Genomic DNA, 21,444 nt, shown 5'->3' with positions numbered 1-21,444 from the left:
AGTTCACAATCTTTCAGCGGCCGATCGGGTCGCCGTGGGCGCCGTCGTCGGGGCAGGCCAGGGCGAGACGCCCCCAGTCGTTGAGCGGTGGCGGCACCTTTACTGTCGTCACCAGCGGGGATGTGCCGGGGGTCGCCCCGGCGTCAATCAGGTGGATCTCTCCGTGACCCCCACGGGTGACAGCGACGAGAGCCGATCCAGGTGACGCGGCGAACGCGCCCAAGCGGCGGGGCGGCGCCTCGGACGCCGCCGCGGGCGCCGCCCTCCGCGCCAGGGGCGCGGGAAGAACGGGGCCGTGCCCGGGCAAGCACGCCGCGGTTCGGGGCACGCGCGCCCCCATGGGCACGGAAGAGGCCCTCGACCCGGCCCCGTGCGGGGCAGCCGCGGTGCACCGCCGTGCGGCACCCGCGCGCAGCGCCGCGCCTGGGTGCGGGAGGGCCCCGCCCCCGCCCCGGTGGGCGTTTGACAGGCCCCGCTCGGGTGGGAGCCTGGAAGCGCGGGGCGGGGCGGCGTTCGCGGCCGCGGGGCAGCAGGCCGAGCGGGCGGCGACGCCGACGCGTGCGGCGTCGTTCGAGGGCGCGGGGAGGCCAGGGAAAGGGTCGAGCCGAGGAGTCGTGGATGATGACCAGCGAGACGGCGGGCCGGCTCTGCCGGCACCTCGATCAGATCCAGGACGTCAGGCCCGACAGTCCCGACAGCTGTCCCGAGTGCGTCGCGCAGGGCGATACGTGGATGCACCTGCGCGAGTGCCAGACCTGTGGCCACATCGGGTGCTGCGACTCCTCGCAGAACAAACACGCGACCGCGCACCACCACGCCACCGGCCACCCCGTCATCCGGTCCTACGAGCCGGGCGAGAGCTGGTGGTGGTGCTACCCCGACCAGGTCGCCTTCGAGATCGAGGGCGCCCCGCCGGCGCGCGAGAGCTGACCCGCCGTCGAGCCCAACAGGGCCGCCGGCGGCCACCGGCCGTCAGCTCATGCGCAGCGCCAGGAAGAAGTCCAGCTTGTCCTCCAGGCGCGACAGGTCGCGGCCCGTCAACTGTTCGATGCGGCCCACCCGGTATCGCAGCGTGTTCACGTGCAGATGCAGGCGCGTCGCGCAGCGCGTCCACGAACCGTCGCAGTCCAGGAACGCCTCCAGCGTGGGGATCAGCTCCGCGCGGTGCCGGCGGTCGTAGTCCCGCAGCGGGTCCAGCAGACGGGCCGTGAACGCCCGGCGGACGTCGTCCGGCACGAACGGCAGCAGCAGCACGTGCGAGGCCAGCTCGTGGTGGCCCGCCGCGCAGACGCTGCCCGGCCGCGCCGCGGCCACCCGGCGGGCGTGCCGGGCCTCCTCCAGGGCGCCGCGCAGGCCCTCGGCCGAGTGGACGGCGGCGCTGACGCCCAGCGTCAGGCGCCCGTCGTCGGCGAGACCCGCCGTGAGCGGGACGCGTACGGACGCGAGAAGCGCGTCGGCGTGCAGCCCAGCGTCCGACGAGGGCGGCTCGTCCGCCTCGACGCCGAGGCCCACCGCCGGCAGCGGGACCAGCGCGATCGCCTCCTCGCCGCTGTGGGCGACGGCGATCCGGTCCGCGGAGTCGGGGCCGGCCGCCGGCGGCTCGACGAGGATCTCCTCGAGCAGCGACTGGGCCACGGGGCCCGTCTCGACGGCCGTGTCGGCCCCCCAGTCCACGCGGGCCACGACGACCTGCCAGTGCGGGGCCGTGCCGAGGCCGGGCAGCAGGACGGGAGCCGCGACCCGCAGTCGCGCCGCGATCTCCGCGGGGGCCGCGCCTGCCTGGACCAGCTCAAGGACCTCCTGCGCGAGTCGGCGCCGTACCGTGCGGGCCGCCTCGCGCCGGTCACGTTCGACCGCGATGAGCTGGGTGACGCCCTGGAGCAGGTCGAGCCGGGCGGCGGGCCAGTCCCCGGCGTCGGCCTCCACGGCCAGCAGCCAGTCAGAAAGCACGCTCTCGCGCACGTCGCGGACGGCGGGAGGGGCGCCGCGTCCAATGTTGCGAATCGGGAAGAGGGAGTACGTCACGCCACCCGCGACGACACGGTGCGGCGCCCGCCGGCCGGTGCGCACCGCGGCGAGGTGTTCACCGGCGAGCACCTGGCCCACATCTTCCGGAAGCCCCTTGCCGACGCCCGCGATCTGCCGCCCGGTGGGGGACAGGACCCAGGCACGCAGGTCGAGATCGGAGCCGAGAAGGTCCAGGACGGCGTCCGGTCCGCCGCCCGCGGGACCGGACGTCATCAGCCGCCTGTGTCTGTCGACGACAGCCGCGAGATCCCCTGCTCGTTCCCCGGAGACCTGCCGTACCACGTACTCCGTAATGGTTGCGAACGCAACGGACTCGTTTACGGCAAACAGGGGGAGCCGATGGCGCAAACAGGCCTGGACGAGGTCGTCGGGGATGTCCCCGAGCTCGGCCTCGCCCGCCGCGAGCCCCGCGACCTGGGCGCCGGCCAGGATGCGGACGAACGGCTCGGAGTCCTCGGCGTCGCGCCGCCAGGCGAGCCCGGTGAGCACCAGCTCGCCGCCGGACAGGTACCTGCTGGGGTCACGCAGGTCCGTGGTCATCACGCCGCGCACCCCGCGGTCGAGCTCGTCCTCGCCGCCGAGCAGCCGCAGCCCCAGCGCATCGTTCTCCAGCAGTGCGCGCAGCCGCATCTCGTCGCCGCCGATCTGTCTCGTTGTTGCCGGTCGTGGCCAGAGATCCATCGCCTGCGTTTCCAGGGGGAAACGGTGAGGTTGCTGATCTCCGTCTTTCGTTCGAATCTACAAGACGAGGGAGGCGACCAGCCAACTCCTTCATGGTTTCAGTGACTGCACCGGCCGGATCGCACCTTGTGTACTGGACCACACCGCGTGAACAGCAGATGAACGACGGCACTGAACAAGTCGAGGGCCGGCCGTCCCGGGCCCACTGCGACGAACGACCCCGATTGAGAAGAAGAGAGCCACTCATGGACTTCCTTCGCCCCGCCAGCTGGGAGGAGGCGCTCGCCGCCAAGGCCGAGCACCCCACCGCTGTCCCCATCGCGGGCGGCACCGATGTGATGGTCGAGATCAACTTCGACCACCGTCGGCCGCAGTACCTCCTGGACCTGAACCGCATCGGTGAGCTGACCGAGTGGGAGGTCGGCGGCGAGGGCGTCCGGCTCGGAGCCTCCGTCCCGTACACCGCGATCATGGAGAACCTGCGCGCCGAGCTGCCCGGGCTCGCGCTCGCCTCGCACACCGTCGCCTCTCCCCAGATCCGCAACCGCGGCGGCGTCGGCGGCAACCTCGGCACCGCGTCCCCGGCCGGCGACGCCCACCCGGCGCTGCTCGCCGCGGGCGCCGAGGTCGAGGTGGAGTCGGTGGGCGGCTCCCGCCTGATTCCCATCGACGAGTTCTACACGGGAGTCAAGCGCAACGCGCTCGCCCCCGACGAGCTCATCCGGGCCGTGCACATCAAGAAGGCCGACGGCCCGCAGCAGTACTCCAAAGTGGGTACCCGCAATGCCATGGTCATCGCGGTGTGCGCGTTCGGTCTGGCGCTTCACCCCGAGACCCGCACCGTGCGCACCGGCATCGGCTCCGCCGCCCCCACCCCGGTGCGGGCGAAGGCCGCGGAGGACTTCCTGAACGCCGCGCTCGAGGAGGGCGGATTCTGGGAGAGCGGGAACATCATCACCCCGTCGATCGCCAAGCAGTTCGCCGAGCTCGCCTCGGGTGCCTGCAACCCGATCGACGACGTGCGCGGCACGGCGAAGTACCGCCGCCACGCGGTCGGCATCATGGCCCGCCGCACGCTGGGCTGGACCTGGGAGCAGTACCGCGGCACCGCCCGCACGCTTGAAGGAGCTGCATAACCATGCGCGTCAATTTCACCGTCAACGGACGCCGGCAGGAAGCGGACGACGTCTGGGAGGGCGAGAGCCTGCTGTACGTCCTGCGCGAGCGCCTGGGCCTGCCCGGCTCCAAGAATGCCTGCGAGCAGGGCGAATGCGGTTCCTGCACGGTCCGGCTCGACGGCGTCCCCGTCTGTGCCTGTCTGGTCGCAGCGGGCCAGGTCGAGGGCCGCGAGGTCGTGACCGTCGAGGGCCTGGCGGACTTCGCCAAGCAGCGGGAACAGTCGTGTGCCAGTGGCGCCTGCGGCAGCGACAAGGGCACCTCGCTCCAGAACGCCCAGCAGTGGTCGGCTGTGCCTCGTGACAGGGTCACTGACTCGCAGACCGGCGAGGGCGCCGAGCTGGCCCCGATCCAGCAGGCGTTCATCGACGCCGGCGCCGTGCAGTGCGGCTTCTGCACCCCCGGGCTGCTGGTCGCCGCCGACGAGATGCTGGAGCGCAACCCGTCCCCGACGGACGAGGACATCCGCGAGGCCCTGTCCGGCAACCTCTGCCGCTGCACCGGTTACGAGAAGATCCTCGACGCCGTCCGCCTGGCGGCCGCCCGTCAGGAACGTCCAGGACATCAGGAAGCGACGGTCTGATCATGGCGACCACCGGTACACCCACGAAGCTCACCCAGAAGACCAAGGGCGGCATCGGCGAGTCCACGCTCCGCCCCGACGGCACCCTCAAGGTCACCGGCGAGTTCGCGTACTCCTCGGACATGTGGCACGAGGACATGCTCTGGGGCCAGATCCTGCGCTCCACGGTCGCGCACGCGGAGATCGTCTCCATCGACACTTCCGAGGCCCTCGCCCAGGCCGGCGTCTACGCCGTGCTCACCTACGAGGACCTGCCGACCGAGGTCAAGAACTACGGCCTGGAGATCCAGGACACCCCCGTCCTCGCCAACGGCGTCGTGCGCCACCACGGCGAGCCGGTGGCGCTTGTCGCCGCCGACCACCCGGAGACCGCACGCCGCGCCGCCGCCAAGATCAAGGTCGAGTACAGGGAACTGCCCGTCGTCACCGACGAGGCATCCGCGACCGCCCCCGACGCGCCGTTGCTGCACCCGGGCCGCGACGATCACCACGCCGGCCACGTGCCGCACCCGAACATCGTCCACCGCCAGCCGATCATCCGCGGCAACGCCGACGAGGCCGCCGAGGGGGCCGATGTCATCGTCTCCGGCGAGTACACCTTCGGCATGCAGGACCAGGCCTTCCTCGGGCCCGAGTCCGGTCTCGCCGTCCCCGGGGAGGACGGCGGCGTCGACCTGTACGTCGCCACCCAGTGGCTGCACTCGGACCTTCACCAGATCGCGCCCGTTCTCGGCCTGCCCGAGGAGAAGGTGCGGATGACGCTCTCCGGCGTCGGCGGCGCGTTCGGCGGCCGCGAGGACCTGTCGATGCAGATCCACGCCTGCCTGCTGGCGCTGCGGACCGGCAAGCCGGTCAAGATCGTCTACAACCGGTTCGAGTCGTTCTTCGGCCATGTCCACCGCCACCCGGCGAAGCTCTGGTACGAGCACGGGGCCACCCGCGACGGCAAGATCACGCACATGAAGTGCCGGATCGTGCTGGACGGCGGCGCCTACGCTTCCGCCTCCCCGGCGGTCGTCGGCAACGCGTCCTCCCTCTCGGTCGGCCCGTACGTCATCGACAACGTCGACATCGAGGCGATCGCGCTCTACACCAACAACCCGCCCTGCGGCGCCATGCGGGGCTTCGGCGCCGTCCAGGCCTGCTTCGCCTACGAGGCGCAGATGGACAAGCTCGCCAAGGCCCTCGACATGGACCCGGTGGAGCTGCGTCAGCTCAACGCCATGGAGCAGGGCACCCTGCTGCCGACCGCTCAGCCGGTCGACTCGCCGGCCCCGGTCGCCGAGCTGCTGCGCCGCGTCAAGTCCCGCCCGCTGCCGCCCGAGCGCCAGTGGGAGACCACCGAGGGCTCCGACGTCCGCGCGCTGCCCGGCGGCCTTTCCAACACCACCCACGGCGAAGGCGTCGTACGCGGCGTCGGCTACGCGGTCGGTATCAAGAACGTCGGATTCTCCGAGGGCTTCGACGACTACTCCACTGCCAAGGTGCGCATGGAGGTCATCAACGGAGAGCCCGTCGCCACCGTGCACACCGCGATGGCGGAGGTCGGCCAGGGCGGTGTCACCGTCCACGCGCAGATCGCCCGCACCGAGCTCGGCGTCTCCCAGGTGACCATCCGCCCGGCCGACACCCAGGTCGGCTCCGCCGGCTCCACGTCAGCCTCCCGCCAGACGTACGTCACCGGCGGCGCGGTCAAGAATTCCTGTGAGCTGGTCCGCGAGAAGGTCCTCGAGATCGGGCGCCGGAAGTTCGGCACGTACCACCCGGCGTGGGCCACCGCCGAGCTGCTGCTCGAAGGCGGCAAGGTCGTCACCGACGGCGGCGAGGTCCTCGCCGACCTGGTGGACGTCCTCGAGGGCGAGGCCGTGGAGATCGAGGCCGAGTGGCGCCACCGCCCGACGGAGGCGTTCGACCTCCGTACCGGACAGGGCAACGGACACGTCCAGTACTCGTTCGCCGCGCACCGCGCGGTCGTCGAGGTGGACACCGAACTCGGCCTGGTCAAGGTCATCGAGCTGGCCTGCGCCCAGGACGTCGGCAAGGCGCTCAACCCGCTGTCCGTCATCGGCCAGATCCAGGGTGGCACCACCCAGGGCCTGGGCGTGGCGGTCATGGAGGAGATCATCGTCGACCCGAAGACCGCGAAGGTCAGGAACCCGTCGTTCACGGACTACCTGATCCCCACCATCCTCGACACGCCGACCATCCCGGTCGATGTGCTCGAACTCGCCGACGACAACGCCCCCTACGGGCTGCGCGGCATCGGCGAGGCCCCCACCCTGTCGTCCACCCCAGCCGTGCTCGCGGCGATCCGGAACGCGACAGGACTGGCACTCGACCGGACACCGGTGCGCCCCGAGCACCTCACCGGTACCTGATCGGTCCCCAGAACTCTCCGGGCGGTGCGCGCCATGCCTCCAAGGAAACGTCACCTTCCTCACGCGTGCGCGCCGCCCGGAGACCGAAGTGCCGCACCGCTCGCGGCCGCTTCACCACCCCCACAGAACACCATGCTCATCCCCCACGACGCACCACCCCCGCGCAGTCCAGAAAGACCCCGCAGAGCAAGTTCGTCTCGGGCCGTCCCCCGGGTCGTGCAGCCGAAGCACCTTCCCAAATCCCGCCATCTCCACTCTCCATCGGCGGGTGCCCCTGTGAACCTTGGGAGTAGGCACCATGACCCAGCAGTCCACTGAGCCACGAACGACGGCGGAGGACGCCGGCGCAGATTCGCGCCAGCCCGCCGGCCGTTCCTGGCTCGACCGGTACTTCCACATAACCCATCGAGGCTCGACCCTCGGCCGGGAAGTGCGTGGCGGCATCACCACCTTCATGGCGATGGCGTACATCATCCTGCTCAACCCGGTGATCCTGTCGGTGCCCGACGCGGCCGGCAACAGGCTCGACGGTGATCAGCTGACCACCGCGACCGCGTTCGCCGCCGCCGCGACCACGATCGTGATGGGCTTCATCGGCAATGTGCCGCTCGCCCTGGCAGCGGGGCTCAGCGTCTCCGCCGTCATGGCCTTCCAGGTCGCGCCCGAGATGACCTGGGAAAACGCGATGGGCATGTGCGTCATCTACGGCGCCGTGATCGTCCTGCTCGTCGTGACCGGTCTCCGTGAACTGATCATGAACGCGATCCCGTTGGCGCTCAAGCACGCCATCACCATGGGCATCGGCCTGTTCGTCTGTCTCATCGGCCTGGTCCAGGCCGGTTTCGTGACCTCCATGCCCGGCGACGGCGGTATCGCCGGTGCCAAGCCGATCCAGCTCGGCACCAGCGACATGCTGACCGGCTGGCCGGTTCTCTGCTTCGCCGTCACCGTGCTTCTGATCTTCCTGCTCCAGGTCCGCAAGGTTCCCGGCGCGATTCTCATCGGCATCATCGGCGGCACGCTCTTCGCCGCCGCCGTCCACCAGTTCGCCGGCCTCGACAAGGCGGCATGGGGCGGGCTGAACGCGCCCGAGATCACCGGCTCCATCGTCTCCAGCCCCGACTTCGGACTGTTCGGCGCCGTCTCCTTCGACGGGATCGGCTCCGTCGGCAGCATCACCGTCGGCGTCATCGTCTTCACCCTGGTGCTGGCCGGCTTCTTCGACGCCATGGGCACCATCATCGGCATCGGCCAGCAGGCGAACCTCGCCGACGACAAGGGCAAGATGCCCGGCCTCAACAGGGCCCTCGCCATCGACGGCGCGGGCGGCGTGATGGGCGGTGTCGCCGGCGCGTCGGGCCAGACAGTGTTCGTCGAATCCACCGCGGGCGTCGGCGACGGCGCACGCACCGGCCTCGCCAGCGTGGTCACCGGCCTGGCCTTCACCCTCTGCCTGTTCTTCACCCCGCTCGCCCAGGTCATCCCGACCCAGGTGGCGGCCGCCGCCCTTGTCGTCATCGGCTCGATGATGATGACGAACGCCAAGCACATCGACTGGAACGACTCCGCGACCGCCATCCCGGTCTTCCTGACCACCGTGCTGATGCCCTTCACGTACTCCATCACCGCGGGCATCGCGGCCGGAGTCATCGCCCACGTCCTGATCAAGGCGGTTCAAGGCCGGGCACGGGACGTCGGCTGGCTGATGTGGGTCCTGGTCGCCGTCTTCCTCGCCTACTTCGCGCTGCACCCGATCGAGGGCTGGCTCGGAGTCAAGTAACGACCGACGCCTTCCGCACACCTTTCGTCATGAGGAGACCGACATGCTGGACATCGCCGAAGAGCTGAACCGGTGGGTCGAGCAGGGCCGTTCGTTCGCCGTCGCCACGGTCGTCGCCGTCGGCGGCAGCGCACCCCGGCAGCCCGGCGCAGCCCTCGCCGTCGACAGCGAGGGCACGGCCATCGGCTCGGTCTCCGGTGGGTGTGTGGAAGGCGCGGTGTACGACCTGTGTCAACAGGCGCTCCAGGACGGCGAGAGCGTCCTCGAGCGCTTCGGCTACAGCGACGAGGACGCCTTCGCCGTCGGCCTGACCTGCGGCGGCGTCATCGACATCCTCGTCACCCCGGTCCACGTGGACGCTCCCGCCAGGGACGTCTTCGCGGCCGCGCTGGCCACCGCCGCCCGTGGGGAGGCGGCGGCGGTCGCGCGGATCACCGACGGGCCCGCGGACCTGGCGGGCCGAGCCCTGCTGGTACGCCCCGACGGCACGTACGACGGCGGTCTCGGCGGCCATCCCGAGCTGGACCGTACGGCGGCCTCGGAGGCCGTGGCGATGCTGGACGCCGGGCGCACCGGCACCGTCGTCATCGGCGAGGACGGTTCCCGCTGCGGCCGGCCCCTGACCCTGCTCGTCGAGTCGAGCGTCCCCGCCCCCCGCATGATCGTCTTCGGAGCGATCGACTTCGCTTCGGCCCTGGTGCGCGTCGGCAAGTTCCTCGGCTACCGCGTCACCGTCTGCGACGCCCGGCCCGTCTTCGCGACGGCGACCCGCTTCCCGGACGCCGACGAGATCGTCGTCGAGTGGCCGCACCGCTACCTGGAGTCGACCGAGGTCGACGGCCGTACGGTGCTGTGCGTCCTCACCCATGACGCCAAGTTCGACGTGCCGCTGCTGAAGTTCGCCCTGAAACTCCCGGTCGCGTACATCGGCGCGATGGGGTCGCGCCGCACCCACGAGGACCGCAACAAGCGACTGCGCGACGTCGGCGTCACCGAACTCGAACTGGCCAGGCTCCGCTCGCCGATCGGCCTCGACCTCGGCGCCCGTACGCCGGAGGAGACCGCCCTGTCCATCGGCGCGGAGATCGTGGCGAACCGCCGCGGCGGCTCCGGAATCTCCCTCACCGGCGCCCACACCCCCATCCACCACGACGGTCCCGACGCTCCGGCCGGACGGATCGGGTCGGTCGCGTAGGGTGAGGCGGCGCAGGTCAGCTGTGACACTTCTGTGAGTCATGACGCTGGCCAGTAGGGGGACATGGCCACGGGACCGCCGTGCCATCAGGACGAAGAGGGGCCAGTGGGCAAGGGGCGGGGCAGCCGTCGTACGGAGACGTACGACAAGGAGCTCGGCGATGTGGTGGCGAGAGCGCAACGGGGAGACGAGACCGCCTTCTCCATGGCGTATCGGACAGTCCATCCGCCGCTCCTCGGATATCTGCGCGGTCTCGTCGGGGACGACGCGGAGGACGTCGCATCCGACGCCTGGCTGGAAATAGCCCGCGACCTCGGGCGCTTCCGCGGCGACGGCGCCGGCTTCCGGGCATGGACCGCGAGCATCGCGCGCAACCGTGCCATCGACCATCTGCGCCGGCTCAAGAGCCGCCCGCGCGGCTCGTTCCTCGAGAGCGACCTCGCTGAACTCCCCGCCCGACAGGACACGGCGGAGGAGGCCCTCGAAACCGTCACGACCCGGCAGGCCCTGGCTCTCATCGCGGAACTGCCGCGTCAGCAGGCCGAGGCGGTCCTGCTGCAGACCGTCATCGGTCTCGACGGGCCTGCCGCCGCACGCGTACTGGGCAAGCGCCCGGGAGCGGTTCGCTCGGCCACCCACCGCGGCCTCAAGCGGCTGGAGAAGCGCCTGCTGTCACTCGCGCGTGGCCGTGTGACAGATTCGGACTCCTCTCCGCTGGGAGAGTCGAGATGACCGAAAACCGACCTGGAGGTGTCATGGGCGCCGGGCCCGAGCCGCAGCCGCCGACTCTCGACGAGCTGCTCGCGGCCGCCGCGCGCCCCGCACCCGTCGCCCCGGACGCCGCGGACAACGCCTTGGCCGCCTTCCGCACGGCCCGCGACGAGGGAGCCCTCGACCTTCCCACCCGCCCGGCGGACGACTGGCGGTCCGCCGAGCCGCGCAAACGCACCCGGTGGCGCAAGGCCGGGCTCGGCACCCTCGTAGCCGGGGTCATGCTGGGTGGGGTGGCGATGGCAGCCGGAGCCATCCCGGCCCCGTTCGGCGAAACCCCGTCCTCGGGACCGCACCCCGCCCCCAGCACCGCGCCGTCCGATCCCGCGCAACGCAGCGCAACGCCGACACCGCCGGCCGGTGCGACCGCCGGCACGCCGTCGCCGGGAGCGGAGGACGGCCGCCCGCCGACGGCCAAGGACAACAGGGCCCACTGCCGCGCGTACAAAGCGGCGAACGGAAACGGAAACGGGAACGCGACCGGAAACGCGACCGGAAAGGCGACCGGAAACGGGAACGCGACCGGGAACGCGGAGAAGCAGCACGGGCAGGGGAACGGCGCCGCGATGGACAGCGCCGTACGCCAGCGCCTGGAAGCCGCGGCGGGCGGCACGGACGCGGTGGAGGCGTACTGCGCCCGCCTTCTGGCAGGCGAGCCCCCCAAGTCGTCGCAGACCAAGCACCCGTCGAAACCGGAGAAGAGCTCCGAACCCGAGTCACCCGGCAACCGTCCGGCCGACCCGGACAAGGGCCGTCCCAAGACACACAAGCCGGCTCCCTAGTGCTGCAGACAGAACAGCTGGACGAGGGCCGGCCGCGCAGTGACACCCCACGAACTTCTGCGGAGCAGCACTGGAGCAGGCATTGGGCCGCCCGACCCGCATGCCCGGACTCGAAACGGCGCCGGCGCCGCCCGGCCCTGAGCGGGCCGGGCAGCCCCGGTTCGGCCCGCGGGCAGCCCCGGTTCGGTTCGGCGAAGTCAGCCGCGGAGACAAAGGACGAGCAGGCACACCTCTGTCGGCGAGGTGGTGGCCGTCTGCGTCGGCGTCGGCTTCTGCTCTTCCGGGCGGGAGGCGCCGGAGTCGCCCGAAGTGCCGGACGTCCCGGATGTGGGGTCGACCGTTGCGGGGGGAGTCGGTCGAACCGTCGGGGCAGTGGTCTGCGGCGCCGGTGCCTTGGATGGGAAGGACTTCGGCTCCTCGGCAGCCGTCCGTGCGGTGCGCGACGGCTGGATGGTCGCCGGGGCGGGCACCTTGACGGTCACGGTCTGCCGGCCCGGCGTGGCGGTCGCCGACGGTTTGGCCTGGGGAGCCCGCGTGGCGGGCTTGTCCGGCTGCTCCGCTCCGAGGGCGGGCAGGCTCACCCGGGCCGATTCCTGAGCCGTCGTGTCCGGTGCGGAAGCCGCGTGCGTCCGGTCCTTGGACGACGCCGTCGGCAGCGCGGCGATGGTCAGCCCGCCGCCGACGAGCGCGATGGCCGTTCCGGCCGCAGCCCTGCGCTTGCTCTTCTTCCAGCGGGCGAGCTGGCGGCGCCGCGCCGCTCGCCCTGTGCCGGGGGCGGCGGTGTGCTCGGGGCAGCCGGCCGGCGCGGACTCCGCCGCCGGCGCGGCATCGGAGTCGGCAGCGCTGCGGGACGGCTCCCATACGGAGAACTCCTCCGCGCCGTACGGCTCCGACGTCGAAGCGGTCGTCGCCGCCGCGGGCTCGCCACGCTGTGCGGGCGGGGCTATGTCCGGCGCGTACGCGCCGCACCCTGGACACACCAGGGCCCCGTTGAGGTGCCGACGACATGAGGAGCAGTAGTCCATGTGCAAACCTTCTGTGCTGACTACGCCGCCATAGACATCGGCGACCTGTTCACTTTTCGTCACGCGGTGCGAGCGGGGTCGGTGGGCCAGCAACGCTAACGGCACCGGCCGAAGGGCATGCGCAGCCCCTGTGATGCTTTTGCAAAGATTGACCGGCGGCAGGAATCAGTGCTCGGTGCGCGTGAAACGTCCGCGTGCCCACGTTGTAGGTGCGGACACGGACCGCTGCGCCCTGACGCTCCACACCGCTTAAGGGTTGTACGCAGATCGCCGATTCCCCTGTGAGAACAGCCACCTTTGCCACCCGTGACGTCCCGCGGAGCGCTTCCGCTGGTACTGGCGAGGCCATCGTGGAAAGGCGGGTGCCGTGAAAGAGAGCGCAGGGGAACTGCCGGGCGCCGGGGGGATGCGGAGCTACACCGCGCGGTTCGTCGCGGAGATGAGCGAGCGCAGCAGACTGCCGTTCGACTACACCGTGGTGAGCCTGAGACTCGTCGATCTTGTCGTCGACGGACTCAGACGCGGCAGGCCGGCGCGGGCCGGGGTCGACCACTTCCTTCAGGGGCTCGGCGCCTATGCCGGCGAGGTGATGGTCCGCCGGGCGGGAGCCTGCTGGGTGGACCTCGACGCCGCACAGCGCGAGTTGTTCGCCCAGCCGGTCGGGGTCCGGATGCCGGACGGGCGGGTATGGAATCCGCTCGGAAAGGTTGTGAAGCGTTTCGAGGACGGGCCCGTGGAGTCCGTCGAACGGTTCTACCTCCTGCTGCACGGCCGGCAGCGGCCGAGTGCGCGCCACACGACGCCGCAGCGGGCGTCCGCACGCCACGGGACGCCGCAGCGGGCGGCCTGCGGATAGCCGCAGACCCCGTCGGCGGCACACCGGACAGGACCTCCGTTCCGTTGAACACCCGACGGGCGGTGCCCGTACCTGTGGGCGGCCCGTGTGGATCCGCGCGGGCCGCCAAACGGCAGGGGAGGCACGTCTTGGCCGGCAGCAACGGCAGCAACGTCACCGCGCTCTTCCGCGCGTCCACCGCGCACAGCCCGTCGTACTTCACACTGAACCGGGCGGGCGGCGGCGCGGCCGGCGAGATCGTGGACTTCTGCATCCCCTGCAACCCGTACTTCCCGACCCCCGCCATGTTCGACCAGCTCGGCAGCAGGCTCCGCGAGATCCTCACGTACTACCCGAGCAGCGCGGACACCATCACCGCCGAACTCTGCCAGCTGCTCGGCCTCAATCCGCAGACCGTGGCCATGGGCAACGGCTCCACCGAACTGATCACCTGGATCGACCACTTGCTCGTGCGCGAGTCACTGGCCGTCCCGGTCCCCACCTTCGGACGCTGGACCGACCAGCCGATGGAGACGGGCAAACGGGTGGACATGCTGCTGCTCCCGGAGGCTCGTGGCTTCGCCCTCGACCCGGCCTCGTTCGTGCAGTTCGTCCGCACCAGAGGCTCGCGTGTCGCCGTGATCTGCAACCCGAACAACCCCGACGGCGGCCTGCTCCCCAGACAGCAGGTCCTCTCGCTGCTCGACCAGCTCCAGGACCTGGACCTGGTCGTGGTCGACGAGTCCTTCCTCGAATTCGCCGACGAAGGGGCGGAGACGAGCGTCGCGGCCGAGGCCGTGCTGCGGACGAACGTGATCGTGCTGCGCAGCCTCGGCAAGAACTTCGGTCTGCACGGTGTGCGGTTCGGCTATCTGGTCGCCAACCCCGGCCTGGCCGGCAAGGTGCGCGCCGCGCTGCCGAAGTGGAACCTCAACTCGTTCGCGGAGACGGTGGTGTTCATGCTCAAGGAGCACCGACAGGAGTACGCGGAAAGCCTCCTGCAAGTGAGCCGCGACCGCCAAGAGATGATCTGGCGCCTCACCCAGCTCCCCGGCCTCACCGTCTACCCCTCGCAGGGCAACTTCGTCTATGTGCGCCTTCCCGAGGGCGCCGACGGTGGAATCCTGCGCGACCGGCTGCTCGCGGAACACGCCGTGCTGATACGCGAATGCGGCAACAAGATCGGCAGCTCGAGCCGGTTCGTACGGCTGGTGGTGCGTCCGGTGCCGGACGTGGAGATGCTGGTCTCCGCGATGGAACAGGTGCTCTACGGGGGACGCACCCGGTCCGCGCCACCGGCGCCCCAGCCGGCACCGCCGCAGCCGATGCTCGCGCAGGTGCCGAACCAGCCCCAGCCGCAGGCCCAGCAGGCCCAGCAGGCCCTGGCCGCCCAGCCGCTGCCCCAGATACCGGCCCAGCAGGTGGCGCCTGCCCCCATGCTCGCCCAAGCCCCGGCGCAGCCACAGCCGTTGCCGCAGCAGAGCCAGCAGATCGTGCTCGCACCGGCGCAGCTCCACCAGCAGCCGCTCGCCGCTCGCGGCCTGACACCCGCCCAGGCCGCCCGCCCCGGTGTCACGGCCAGGGCGATGGCCGCCGGCTACACCTCGGGCACGGCAGCAGTGGACCGCTTGATCGCCCAGGCATAGACGTAGGCAAGGGCCTCGCGCCCCGGCGGCGACGCCGCCCACTCCATCCAACTGATGCGCTCGGCCGCCATGAGGGCGACTGGTTCCTGCAGCAGGAGTACGGAGTCCGATGCGAGTGGGCCCCTCCCGTGCCCAGCAGCCGGGACCGGCCACCGCTTGCCGACGAAGGACCCGCGGCGGGTCGGCCGAGTAGTCCCAGGAGGGCTGCCTGGGACGACGTACCGCGCCGTCTACGGCGCGTCGCCGCCTCGCCGGAGAGCGGTCCGGCCGCAGTCGACGACATACAACAAAGGCAAGAAGGGATACCCACTTCTTGCCACTCTCAAGGTATAGCGCACGGGGGGCCTTGCGGCAAGGCCCCCGTCGTGATGCAGAATCTCCGCTCGAAGCCAGTACCTGCAGAAATCAGGGATTCGCGAAGTATGTGTGCCTTGGTGGCGTGCGTGCCGCGCGGGGAAGCCGAACCGACGGGGGCCACGCCGTCCGGTTGCGGGTGCGCGCGTTGTCGGACTGCGCGGACGGCCGGCCCAGAGACAAGCTCGTCAAGTAGGGGGATTCATGATCGACGTGATCATCGCCGGCGGCGGACCGACCGGATTGATGCTGGCCTGCGAGTTGCGGCTGCACGGTGTGCACGTGCTCGTACTGGAGAAGGACGCGGCGCCGAGCTCGTATGTCCGCGCGCTCGGCCTGCACGTGCGCAGCATCGAGGTGATGGACCAGCGCGGGCTGTTGGAGCGGTTCCTCGCGGAGGGCCGGCAGTATCCGGTCGGCGGCTTCTTCGCCGCCATCGACAAGCCCGCGCCCGATCGGCTGGACTCCGCGCACGCCTACGTCCTCGGCATCCCGCAGACCGTCACCGACCGCCTGCTGGCCGAGCGCGCCACCGAACTCGGCGCCGAGATCCGGCGCGGCGGCGAGCTGGTCGGGCTGAGCCAGGACGACAACGGGGTGACCGTCGAGCTGGCCGACAGCACGCAGCTGCGCTGCCGCTACCTCGTCGGTTGCGACGGCGGCCGCAGCACGGTACGCAAGCTGCTCGGTGTCGGCTTCCCCGGTGAGCCGGCCAAGGTCGAGACACTGCTCGGCGAGATGGAGGTGACCGCGTCACCGGAGACGCTGGCCGCCGTGGTGGCCGAAGTCCGCAAGACCGAGAAGCGGTTCGGAGTCGGCCCCATCGGGGACGGTGTGTGCCGCGTCGTCGTGCCCGCCGAGGGCCTGGTCGGCGACCGCTCCGTCCCGCCGACCCTCGAGGAGGTCAAACGACAGCTGCAGGCCTACGGCGGCACCGACTTCGGAGTGCACTCGCCGCGCTGGCTGTCCCGCTTCGGCGATGCCACCCGGCAGGCCGAGCGCTACCGGACCGGCCGGGTGCTGCTGGCCGGCGACGCGGCGCACATCCACCCGCCGGTCGGCGGGCAGGGGCTCAACCTCGGTGTCCAGGACGCGTTCAACCTTGGCTGGAAGCTGGCCGCGGAGGTGGGAGGTTGGGCGCCGGAGGGGCTGCTGGACAGCTACCACGCCGAACGGCATCCGGTGGCCGCCGACGTGCTGAACAACACCCGCGCGCAGATGGAGCTGATGTCCACCGAGCCGGGCGCCCAGGCGGTGCGCCGGCTGGTGTCGGAACTGATGGACTTCGAGGAGGTGAACCGGTACCTGATCGAGAAGATCACCGCGGTCGGGGTCCGTTACGACTTCGGCGAGGGCCACGAACTGCTCGGCCGGCGGATGCGGGACGTGGCGCTGAAGAAGGGTCGTCTCTACGAGCTGATGCACGGCGGCCGGGGACTGCTGCTCGACCAGACCGGCCGGTTGTCGGTGGCGGGTTGGGCGGACCGGGTGGACCACGTCGTCGACGTCAGCGAGGAGCTGGACGTGCCCGCGGTACTGCTGCGGCCGGACGGCCACGTGGCGTGGGTCGGTGAGGACCAGCAGGATCTGCTCGGCCGGCTGCCGCAGTGGTTCGGCGCTGCGCCGGGTCAGTGACCTGTGCGACCTGGGGCAGCGGGGCAGCGGTGCGACCTACGGCAGCAGCCCCGCCGCCCGCGCCGCCACCACCGCCTCCAGGCGGGTGTGCGCGCCGAGCTTCCGCATCGCCGAGCGCAGATAGCCCTTCACCGTCTCCGGCCGCAGCCCGAGCCGCTCCGCCGTCGCGGCGTTCGTGGCGCCCGCTGCCACGCAGCTCAGAACGTCCACCTCCCGTGGCGCGAGTGACACCTGATCGCCGCCTTGGGAGCCGGCGGGCACCGACGCGGACGCCAGGCGGCCGCACACCGCCAGCAGTTCCTCCCGCAGGGCGGGGTCCTCGATCCTCGGCGCCAGCGCCCGCAGCTCCCCGTGGGCCTCGCGGACCGTTTCCCACGCCCCCGGGCCCCGGCCCCGCCGCGCTTCGGGCGTGTGCGTCTCCGTGAGGAGCCGCTGCACCTCGTCCCGTACGGCCAGGGTCTGCTCCACGTCGCGCGCCGCGGCCACCGCCGCGTCCAGGACGCGGTCGCCGAGGACCAGGGGCCGGCGCAGCGCCCCGTACAGCAGGCCCCGCACCGTGCGGCCCACCACGACCGGGACGGCGACCACCGACCGCAGTCCCTCCGCCGCGACCGCGGCGTCGTACTCGTGGCTGATGTGCCGCGCCGCCGCGTAGTCGGTCACCGCGCACGGTCGGGACAGGGCCATCGACTTTCCGCCGAGGCCGTGGCCGGCGCGGATGGCGAGCCCGCGCAGCACGCCCGTCGCGGCGCCGTTCAGCTCCCCGATGCGCAGGTGCTGCCGCCGCCCCTCCTCCAGCAGCCCGCCGAACGCGACGGGCAGCCCCGTCGTCCGCCGCAGCCGGAGCAGCGCCGCCCGCATCTCGACCGCTTCGCCGTCTGTCACGCGCGCTTCCTCCCTCCGATGCCTCCGATGCCGCCCGGGCCGGGGACGACACCCCCGAACGGGGGTAGTGGGACCTGGGGCACCGATTACACGATGGGCACGGCCGGTCCCGCAACGAGGAGGACACATGACGTCTGGCAGCGCGACGGAGAGGTTCCGGGCCGCCCGGGACTTCCTGCTGCAGCACCGGGAGGACTACGCGACCGCGTACGGGGGCTTCGCCTGGCCCCGCCTCGAGCACTTCAACTGGGCGCTCGACTGGTTCGACGTCATCGCCGCCGGCAACGACAGGACCGCGCTGCAGATCGTCGAGGAGGACGGACGCAACACCCGGTTCTCGTTCGCGGAGATGTCCGCCAGGTCCGACCAGGCCGCGAACTGGCTCCGCTCCCAGGGCGTGCGGCCCGGCGACCGGATCCTCGTCATGCTCGGCAACCAGGTCGAGCTGTGGGAGACCGCGCTCGCCGCGATGAAGCTGCGCGCGGTGATGATCCCGGCGACGCCGCTGCTGGGCCCGGCCGACCTGCGCGACCGGATCGAGCGGGGCCGGGTGCGGCACGTGGTGGTGCGCCCGGAGGACACGGACAAGTTCGACGAGGTCCCCGGCGACTACACACGGACCGTCGTCGGCGGCGAGAGCGCCGGCTGGCTGTCGTACGACGGCGTGTACGCGAGCGAGAGCACCTTCGAGCCCGACGGACCCACCGGCGCCGACGAGACGCTGATGCTCTACTTCACCTCCGGCACGACCGCCCGGCCGAAGCTCGTCGAGCACACCCATGTGTCGTATCCGGTCGGGCACCTGGCGACCATGTACTGGATCGGTCTCAAGCCCGGCGATGTGCATCTGAACATCTCCTCCCCCGGCTGGGCCAAGCACGCCTGGTCCAATCTTTTCGCGCCGTGGAACGCGGAAGCGACGGTCTTCATCCACAACTACACCCGCTTCGACGCGAGCCGGCTGATGGCCGAGATGGACCGCGAGAAGATCACCAGCTTCTGTGCGCCGCCGACGGTCTGGCGCATGCTGATCCAGGCCGACCTGAGCCGGCTTCAGCAACCCCCGCGAGAGGTCGTCGCCGCAGGCGAACCGCTCAACCCGGAAGTCATCGAGACCGTCCGCCGCGAGTGGGGAGTCACGATCCGCGACGGATTCGGCCAGACGGAGACCGCCGTGCAGGTCTCCAACAGCCCCGGTCAGCAGCTCAAGCCGGGCTCCATGGGCCGGCCGAGCCCCGGCTACAAGGTCGAACTCCTCGACCCGGCCACGGGCCGGCCGGGCGCCCCCGAGGGCGAGATCGCCATCGACCTGTCCACACAGCCGGTCGGCTTGATGACTGGCTACCACGGGGACGAGGAGCGCACCGCGGAGGCGATGGCGGGGGGCTTCTACCGCACCGGGGACATCGGCTCGCGCGACGGCAACGGGTACATCACGTACGTGGGCAGAAGCGACGACGTCTTCAAGGCCAGCGACTACAAGATCAGCCCTTTCGAGCTGGAGAGCGCCCTGCTGGAGCATGATGCGGTCGCCGAGGCCGCGGTCGTACCGGCGCCGGACCCGTTGCGGCTGGCCGTGCCCAAGGCATACGTGGTGCTCGCCGAGGGCTGGGAGCCGGGGCCGGACACGGCGAAGTTGCTGTTCGAGCACTCGCGTGCGGTCCTCGCCCCGTACAAGCGCATCCGCAGGCTGGAGTTCGCCGAACTGCCGAAGACCGTGTCCGGGAAGATCCGGCGGATCGAACTGCGCGAGCGCACGGCCGAGGGCTCCGCCGCCGAGTACGTGGAAGGTGACCTGCGATGACACTCTCGTACGCGCACGGCGTGAGCGATACTCCGCTGCTCGGCGACACGATCGGCGCCAACCTTGCGCGCACGGCCGCCGCCCACCCCGAGCGGGAGGCACTGGTCGACGTGGCAGCGGGCACCCGCTGGACGTACGCCGAGTTCGACGCGGCCGCGGACCAACTGGCGCGCGGACTCCTCGGCTCGGGCGTCGCGAAGGGCGACCGCGTCGGCATCTGGGCCGTCAACTGCGCGGAATGGGTGCTGATCCAATACGCCACCGCGCGCATCGGCGCGATCATGGTGAACATCAACCCTGCATACCGCGCCCACGAGCTCGAGTACGTGCTGAACCAGGCCGGGATCTCGCTGCTCGTCGCCTCACAGACCCACAAGACCAGCGACTACCGGGCGATGGTCGACACGGTGCGCGCCAAGTGCCCCGGGCTGCGGGCCGTCCACTACATCGGCGACGGTTCCTGGGACCTGCTCCAGGACGCGGCCGCAACGGTCACCGAGGAGCAACTGCGGGCGCGGGCAGTTGAGTTGTCCTGCGACGACCCGGTCAACATCCAGTACACCTCCGGCACCACCGGCTTCCCGAAGGGAGCCACTCTCTCCCACCACAACATCCTCAACAACGGCTACTTCGTCGGCGAAATGATCGCCTACACCGAGCGCGACCGGGTCTGCATCCCCGTGCCCTTCTACCACTGCTTCGGCATGGTCATGGGCAACCTCGCCGCCACCTCGCACGGCGCGTGCATGGTGATCCCGGCGCCGTCCTTCGACCCCGCCGCGACCCTGCGCGCCGTCGAACAGGAGCGCTGCACCTCGCTGTACGGGGTGCCGACGATGTTCATCGCGGAGCTCAACCTCCCCGACTTCGACTCCTACGACCTGAGTTCGCTGCGCACCGGCATCATGGCGGGCTCGCCGTGCCCGGTCGAGGTGATGAAACGGGTCGTCACCGAGATGAACATGGCGGAGGTGTCGATCTGCTACGGCATGACGGAGACCTCCCCGGTCTCCACCCAGACCCGGCGCGACGACGACCTGGAGCGGCGCACCGGCACGGTCGGCCGGGTCATGCCCCATGTCGAGGTCAAGGTCGTCGACCCGGTCACCGGCGTGACCCTGCCGCGTGGCGAGGCCGGTGAGCTGTGCACGCGCGGCTACAGCGTGATGCTCGGCTACTGGGACGAGCCGGAGAAGACGGCGGAATCGATCGACGCGGGCCGCTGGATGCACACGGGCGACCTGGCGGTCATGCGCGAGGACGGTTACGTCCGGATCGTCGGCCGCATCAAGGACATGATCATCCGGGGCGGCGAGAACGTGTATCCGCGGGAGATCGAAGAGTTCCTGTACGCCCACCCCAAGATCGCCGATGTGCAGGTGGTGGGCGTACCCGACGAGCGGTACGGCGAGGAGATCCTCGCGTGCGTGATCCCGCGCGACGCGGCGGACGCGCCGACGCTGGAGGAGATCACGGCGTTCTGCCGCGAGCGGCTTGCCCACTACAAGATCCCGCGCCGGATCGAGATTCTCGCGGACTTCCCGATGACTGTGAGCGGCAAGGTCCGCAAGGTGGAACTCCGCCGCCGCTTCGGCACGGCCTAGCGAGGGCGCGCTGGTGTGCGCGCGGACGGCCGGGGGCGTTGTGCCCCCCGCCACGCCGGCGCCGGCGGCGCCCGTGCCCGCCTGGTCCGCGGTGATCGGCGGGCCGCTCCTCGCCGCTCCGGCCGGCGCTGCCCGGCCCGGGCACCCGTCGGGCGCCGGGCCCGCGATGTGGGCCATCCGTCCACGCTCCGGCCTGCGGGGATGCGGGCGGCCCGTGCAGGCCTCGGGCCTGCGGTTGCCCAGCGGGGCACCCGTGTCCGTCCCGGGCCTCAGGGAGGGGCA

16 protein-coding genes are annotated in these 21,444 nt (G+C 71.2%); 13 read left to right on the top strand and 3 right to left on the bottom strand.

Annotated features, from left to right (window positions below):
• Positions 1-618: 618 nt before the first annotated feature.
• Positions 619-930, top strand: coding sequence for a UBP-type zinc finger domain-containing protein (locus ACIQ7Q_RS31400; protein WP_403869633.1), 312 nt, complete (start codon positions 619-621; stop codon positions 928-930).
• A gap of 42 nt (positions 931-972) precedes the next feature.
• Here the strand turns inward: ACIQ7Q_RS31400 and ACIQ7Q_RS31395 are convergent, their stop codons facing one another.
• Entirely contained in the window at positions 973-2,658 is a 1,686-nt protein-coding gene (locus tag ACIQ7Q_RS31395; RefSeq protein ID WP_403869810.1) for a PucR family transcriptional regulator, read from the bottom strand.
• A gap of 296 nt (positions 2,659-2,954) precedes the next feature.
• On the opposite strand from ACIQ7Q_RS31395, the gene ACIQ7Q_RS31390 reads away from it, so the two are divergent.
• The 7 genes from ACIQ7Q_RS31390 (at position 2,955) to ACIQ7Q_RS31360 (ending at position 11,374) form a co-directional block, all read left to right on the top strand.
• On the top strand, positions 2,955-3,845 hold the full coding sequence (locus ACIQ7Q_RS31390; protein ID WP_403869630.1) for an FAD binding domain-containing protein: 891 nt from the start codon (positions 2,955-2,957) through the stop codon (positions 3,843-3,845).
• Positions 3,846-3,847: 2 nt separating this feature from the next.
• Entirely contained in the window at positions 3,848-4,468 is a 621-nt protein-coding gene (locus ACIQ7Q_RS31385) for a (2Fe-2S)-binding protein (protein WP_403869627.1), read from the top strand.
• Positions 4,469-4,470: 2 nt separating this feature from the next.
• A complete protein-coding gene (locus tag ACIQ7Q_RS31380; protein ID WP_403869626.1) occupies positions 4,471-6,846 on the top strand; it encodes a xanthine dehydrogenase family protein molybdopterin-binding subunit in 2,376 nt (791 codons plus the stop codon).
• 298 nt (positions 6,847-7,144) lie between these two features.
• Entirely contained in the window at positions 7,145-8,626 is a 1,482-nt protein-coding gene (locus tag ACIQ7Q_RS31375; RefSeq protein WP_403869623.1) for an NCS2 family permease, read from the top strand.
• Positions 8,627-8,669: 43 nt separating this feature from the next.
• Positions 8,670-9,821 (top strand): XdhC family protein, encoded by a 1,152-nt coding sequence (locus tag ACIQ7Q_RS31370; protein ID WP_403869620.1) that lies wholly within the window; start codon positions 8,670-8,672, stop codon positions 9,819-9,821.
• Between the two features lie 105 nt (positions 9,822-9,926).
• On the top strand, positions 9,927-10,553 hold the full coding sequence (locus ACIQ7Q_RS31365) for an RNA polymerase sigma factor (RefSeq protein ID WP_403869617.1): 627 nt from the start codon (positions 9,927-9,929) through the stop codon (positions 10,551-10,553).
• 23 nt (positions 10,554-10,576) lie between these two features.
• On the top strand, positions 10,577-11,374 hold the full coding sequence (locus ACIQ7Q_RS31360) for a hypothetical protein (protein ID WP_403869614.1): 798 nt from the start codon (positions 10,577-10,579) through the stop codon (positions 11,372-11,374).
• Between the two features lie 197 nt (positions 11,375-11,571).
• Here the strand turns inward: ACIQ7Q_RS31360 and ACIQ7Q_RS31355 are convergent, their stop codons facing one another.
• Positions 11,572-12,399: a hypothetical protein gene (locus tag ACIQ7Q_RS31355; protein ID WP_403869611.1), complete on the bottom strand. Its 828-nt coding sequence runs from the start codon at positions 12,397-12,399 to the stop codon at positions 11,572-11,574.
• 367 nt (positions 12,400-12,766) lie between these two features.
• Here ACIQ7Q_RS31355 and ACIQ7Q_RS31350 point away from each other — a divergent pair, with 367 nt between their 5' ends.
• The 3 genes from ACIQ7Q_RS31350 to rox all read left to right on the top strand — a co-directional run bounded on the left by ACIQ7Q_RS31350 (position 12,767) and on the right by rox (position 16,869).
• Positions 12,767-13,255 (top strand): hypothetical protein, encoded by a 489-nt coding sequence (locus ACIQ7Q_RS31350; protein ID WP_403869608.1) that lies wholly within the window; start codon positions 12,767-12,769, stop codon positions 13,253-13,255.
• Positions 13,256-13,383: 128 nt separating this feature from the next.
• Entirely contained in the window at positions 13,384-14,880 is a 1,497-nt protein-coding gene (locus ACIQ7Q_RS31345; protein ID WP_403869605.1) for a pyridoxal phosphate-dependent aminotransferase, read from the top strand.
• 558 nt (positions 14,881-15,438) lie between these two features.
• Entirely contained in the window at positions 15,439-16,869 is a 1,431-nt protein-coding gene (gene rox, locus ACIQ7Q_RS31340; RefSeq protein WP_403869602.1) for a rifampin monooxygenase, read from the top strand.
• 36 nt (positions 16,870-16,905) lie between these two features.
• Here the strand turns inward: rox and ACIQ7Q_RS31335 are convergent, their stop codons facing one another.
• Positions 16,906-17,730, bottom strand: a complete 825-nt coding sequence (locus tag ACIQ7Q_RS31335) for a response regulator transcription factor (protein WP_403869807.1) — start codon at positions 17,728-17,730, stop codon at positions 16,906-16,908.
• A 151-nt stretch (positions 17,731-17,881) separates the two neighbouring features.
• Here ACIQ7Q_RS31335 and ACIQ7Q_RS31330 point away from each other — a divergent pair, with 151 nt between their 5' ends.
• Positions 17,882-19,558, top strand: a complete 1,677-nt coding sequence (locus ACIQ7Q_RS31330) for an AMP-binding protein (RefSeq protein ID WP_403869599.1) — start codon at positions 17,882-17,884, stop codon at positions 19,556-19,558.
• Complete coding sequence (locus ACIQ7Q_RS31325; RefSeq protein ID WP_403869596.1) at positions 19,555-21,162, top strand: AMP-binding protein; 1,608 nt, start codon at positions 19,555-19,557, stop codon at positions 21,160-21,162. Before ACIQ7Q_RS31330 ends, ACIQ7Q_RS31325 begins: the two co-directional genes overlap by 4 nt.
• Positions 21,163-21,444 lie beyond the last annotated feature (282 nt).

This window comes from Streptomyces sp. NPDC096176, from assembly GCF_044763255.1.
GTDB lineage: Bacteria > Actinomycetota > Actinomycetes > Streptomycetales > Streptomycetaceae > Streptomyces.
This window is presented reverse-complemented; position numbering and strand designations above follow the sequence as displayed.

What these genes read in the sequence shown, in the direction of transcription:
- ACIQ7Q_RS31400 (WP_403869633.1), top strand. Translation starts at nt 619, where the DNA reads ATGATGACCAGCGAGACGGCGGGCCGGCTCTGCCGGCACCTCGATCAG.
- ACIQ7Q_RS31395 (WP_403869810.1), bottom strand. Translation starts at nt 2,658, where the DNA reads ATGCGGCTGCGCGCACTGCTGGAGAACGATGCGCTGGGGCTGCGGCTG.
- ACIQ7Q_RS31390 (WP_403869630.1), top strand. Translation starts at nt 2,955, where the DNA reads ATGGACTTCCTTCGCCCCGCCAGCTGGGAGGAGGCGCTCGCCGCCAAG.
- ACIQ7Q_RS31385 (WP_403869627.1), top strand. Translation starts at nt 3,848, where the DNA reads ATGCGCGTCAATTTCACCGTCAACGGACGCCGGCAGGAAGCGGACGAC.
- ACIQ7Q_RS31380 (WP_403869626.1), top strand. Translation starts at nt 4,471, where the DNA reads ATGGCGACCACCGGTACACCCACGAAGCTCACCCAGAAGACCAAGGGC.
- ACIQ7Q_RS31375 (WP_403869623.1), top strand. Translation starts at nt 7,145, where the DNA reads ATGACCCAGCAGTCCACTGAGCCACGAACGACGGCGGAGGACGCCGGC.
- ACIQ7Q_RS31370 (WP_403869620.1), top strand. Translation starts at nt 8,670, where the DNA reads ATGCTGGACATCGCCGAAGAGCTGAACCGGTGGGTCGAGCAGGGCCGT.
- ACIQ7Q_RS31360 (WP_403869614.1), top strand. Translation starts at nt 10,577, where the DNA reads ATGGGCGCCGGGCCCGAGCCGCAGCCGCCGACTCTCGACGAGCTGCTC.
- ACIQ7Q_RS31355 (WP_403869611.1), bottom strand. Translation starts at nt 12,399, where the DNA reads ATGGACTACTGCTCCTCATGTCGTCGGCACCTCAACGGGGCCCTGGTG.
- rox (WP_403869602.1), top strand. Translation starts at nt 15,439, where the DNA reads ATGATCGACGTGATCATCGCCGGCGGCGGACCGACCGGATTGATGCTG.
- ACIQ7Q_RS31335 (WP_403869807.1), bottom strand. Translation starts at nt 17,730, where the DNA reads ATGCGGGCGGCGCTGCTCCGGCTGCGGCGGACGACGGGGCTGCCCGTC.
- ACIQ7Q_RS31330 (WP_403869599.1), top strand. Translation starts at nt 17,882, where the DNA reads ATGACGTCTGGCAGCGCGACGGAGAGGTTCCGGGCCGCCCGGGACTTC.
- ACIQ7Q_RS31325 (WP_403869596.1), top strand. Translation starts at nt 19,555, where the DNA reads ATGACACTCTCGTACGCGCACGGCGTGAGCGATACTCCGCTGCTCGGC.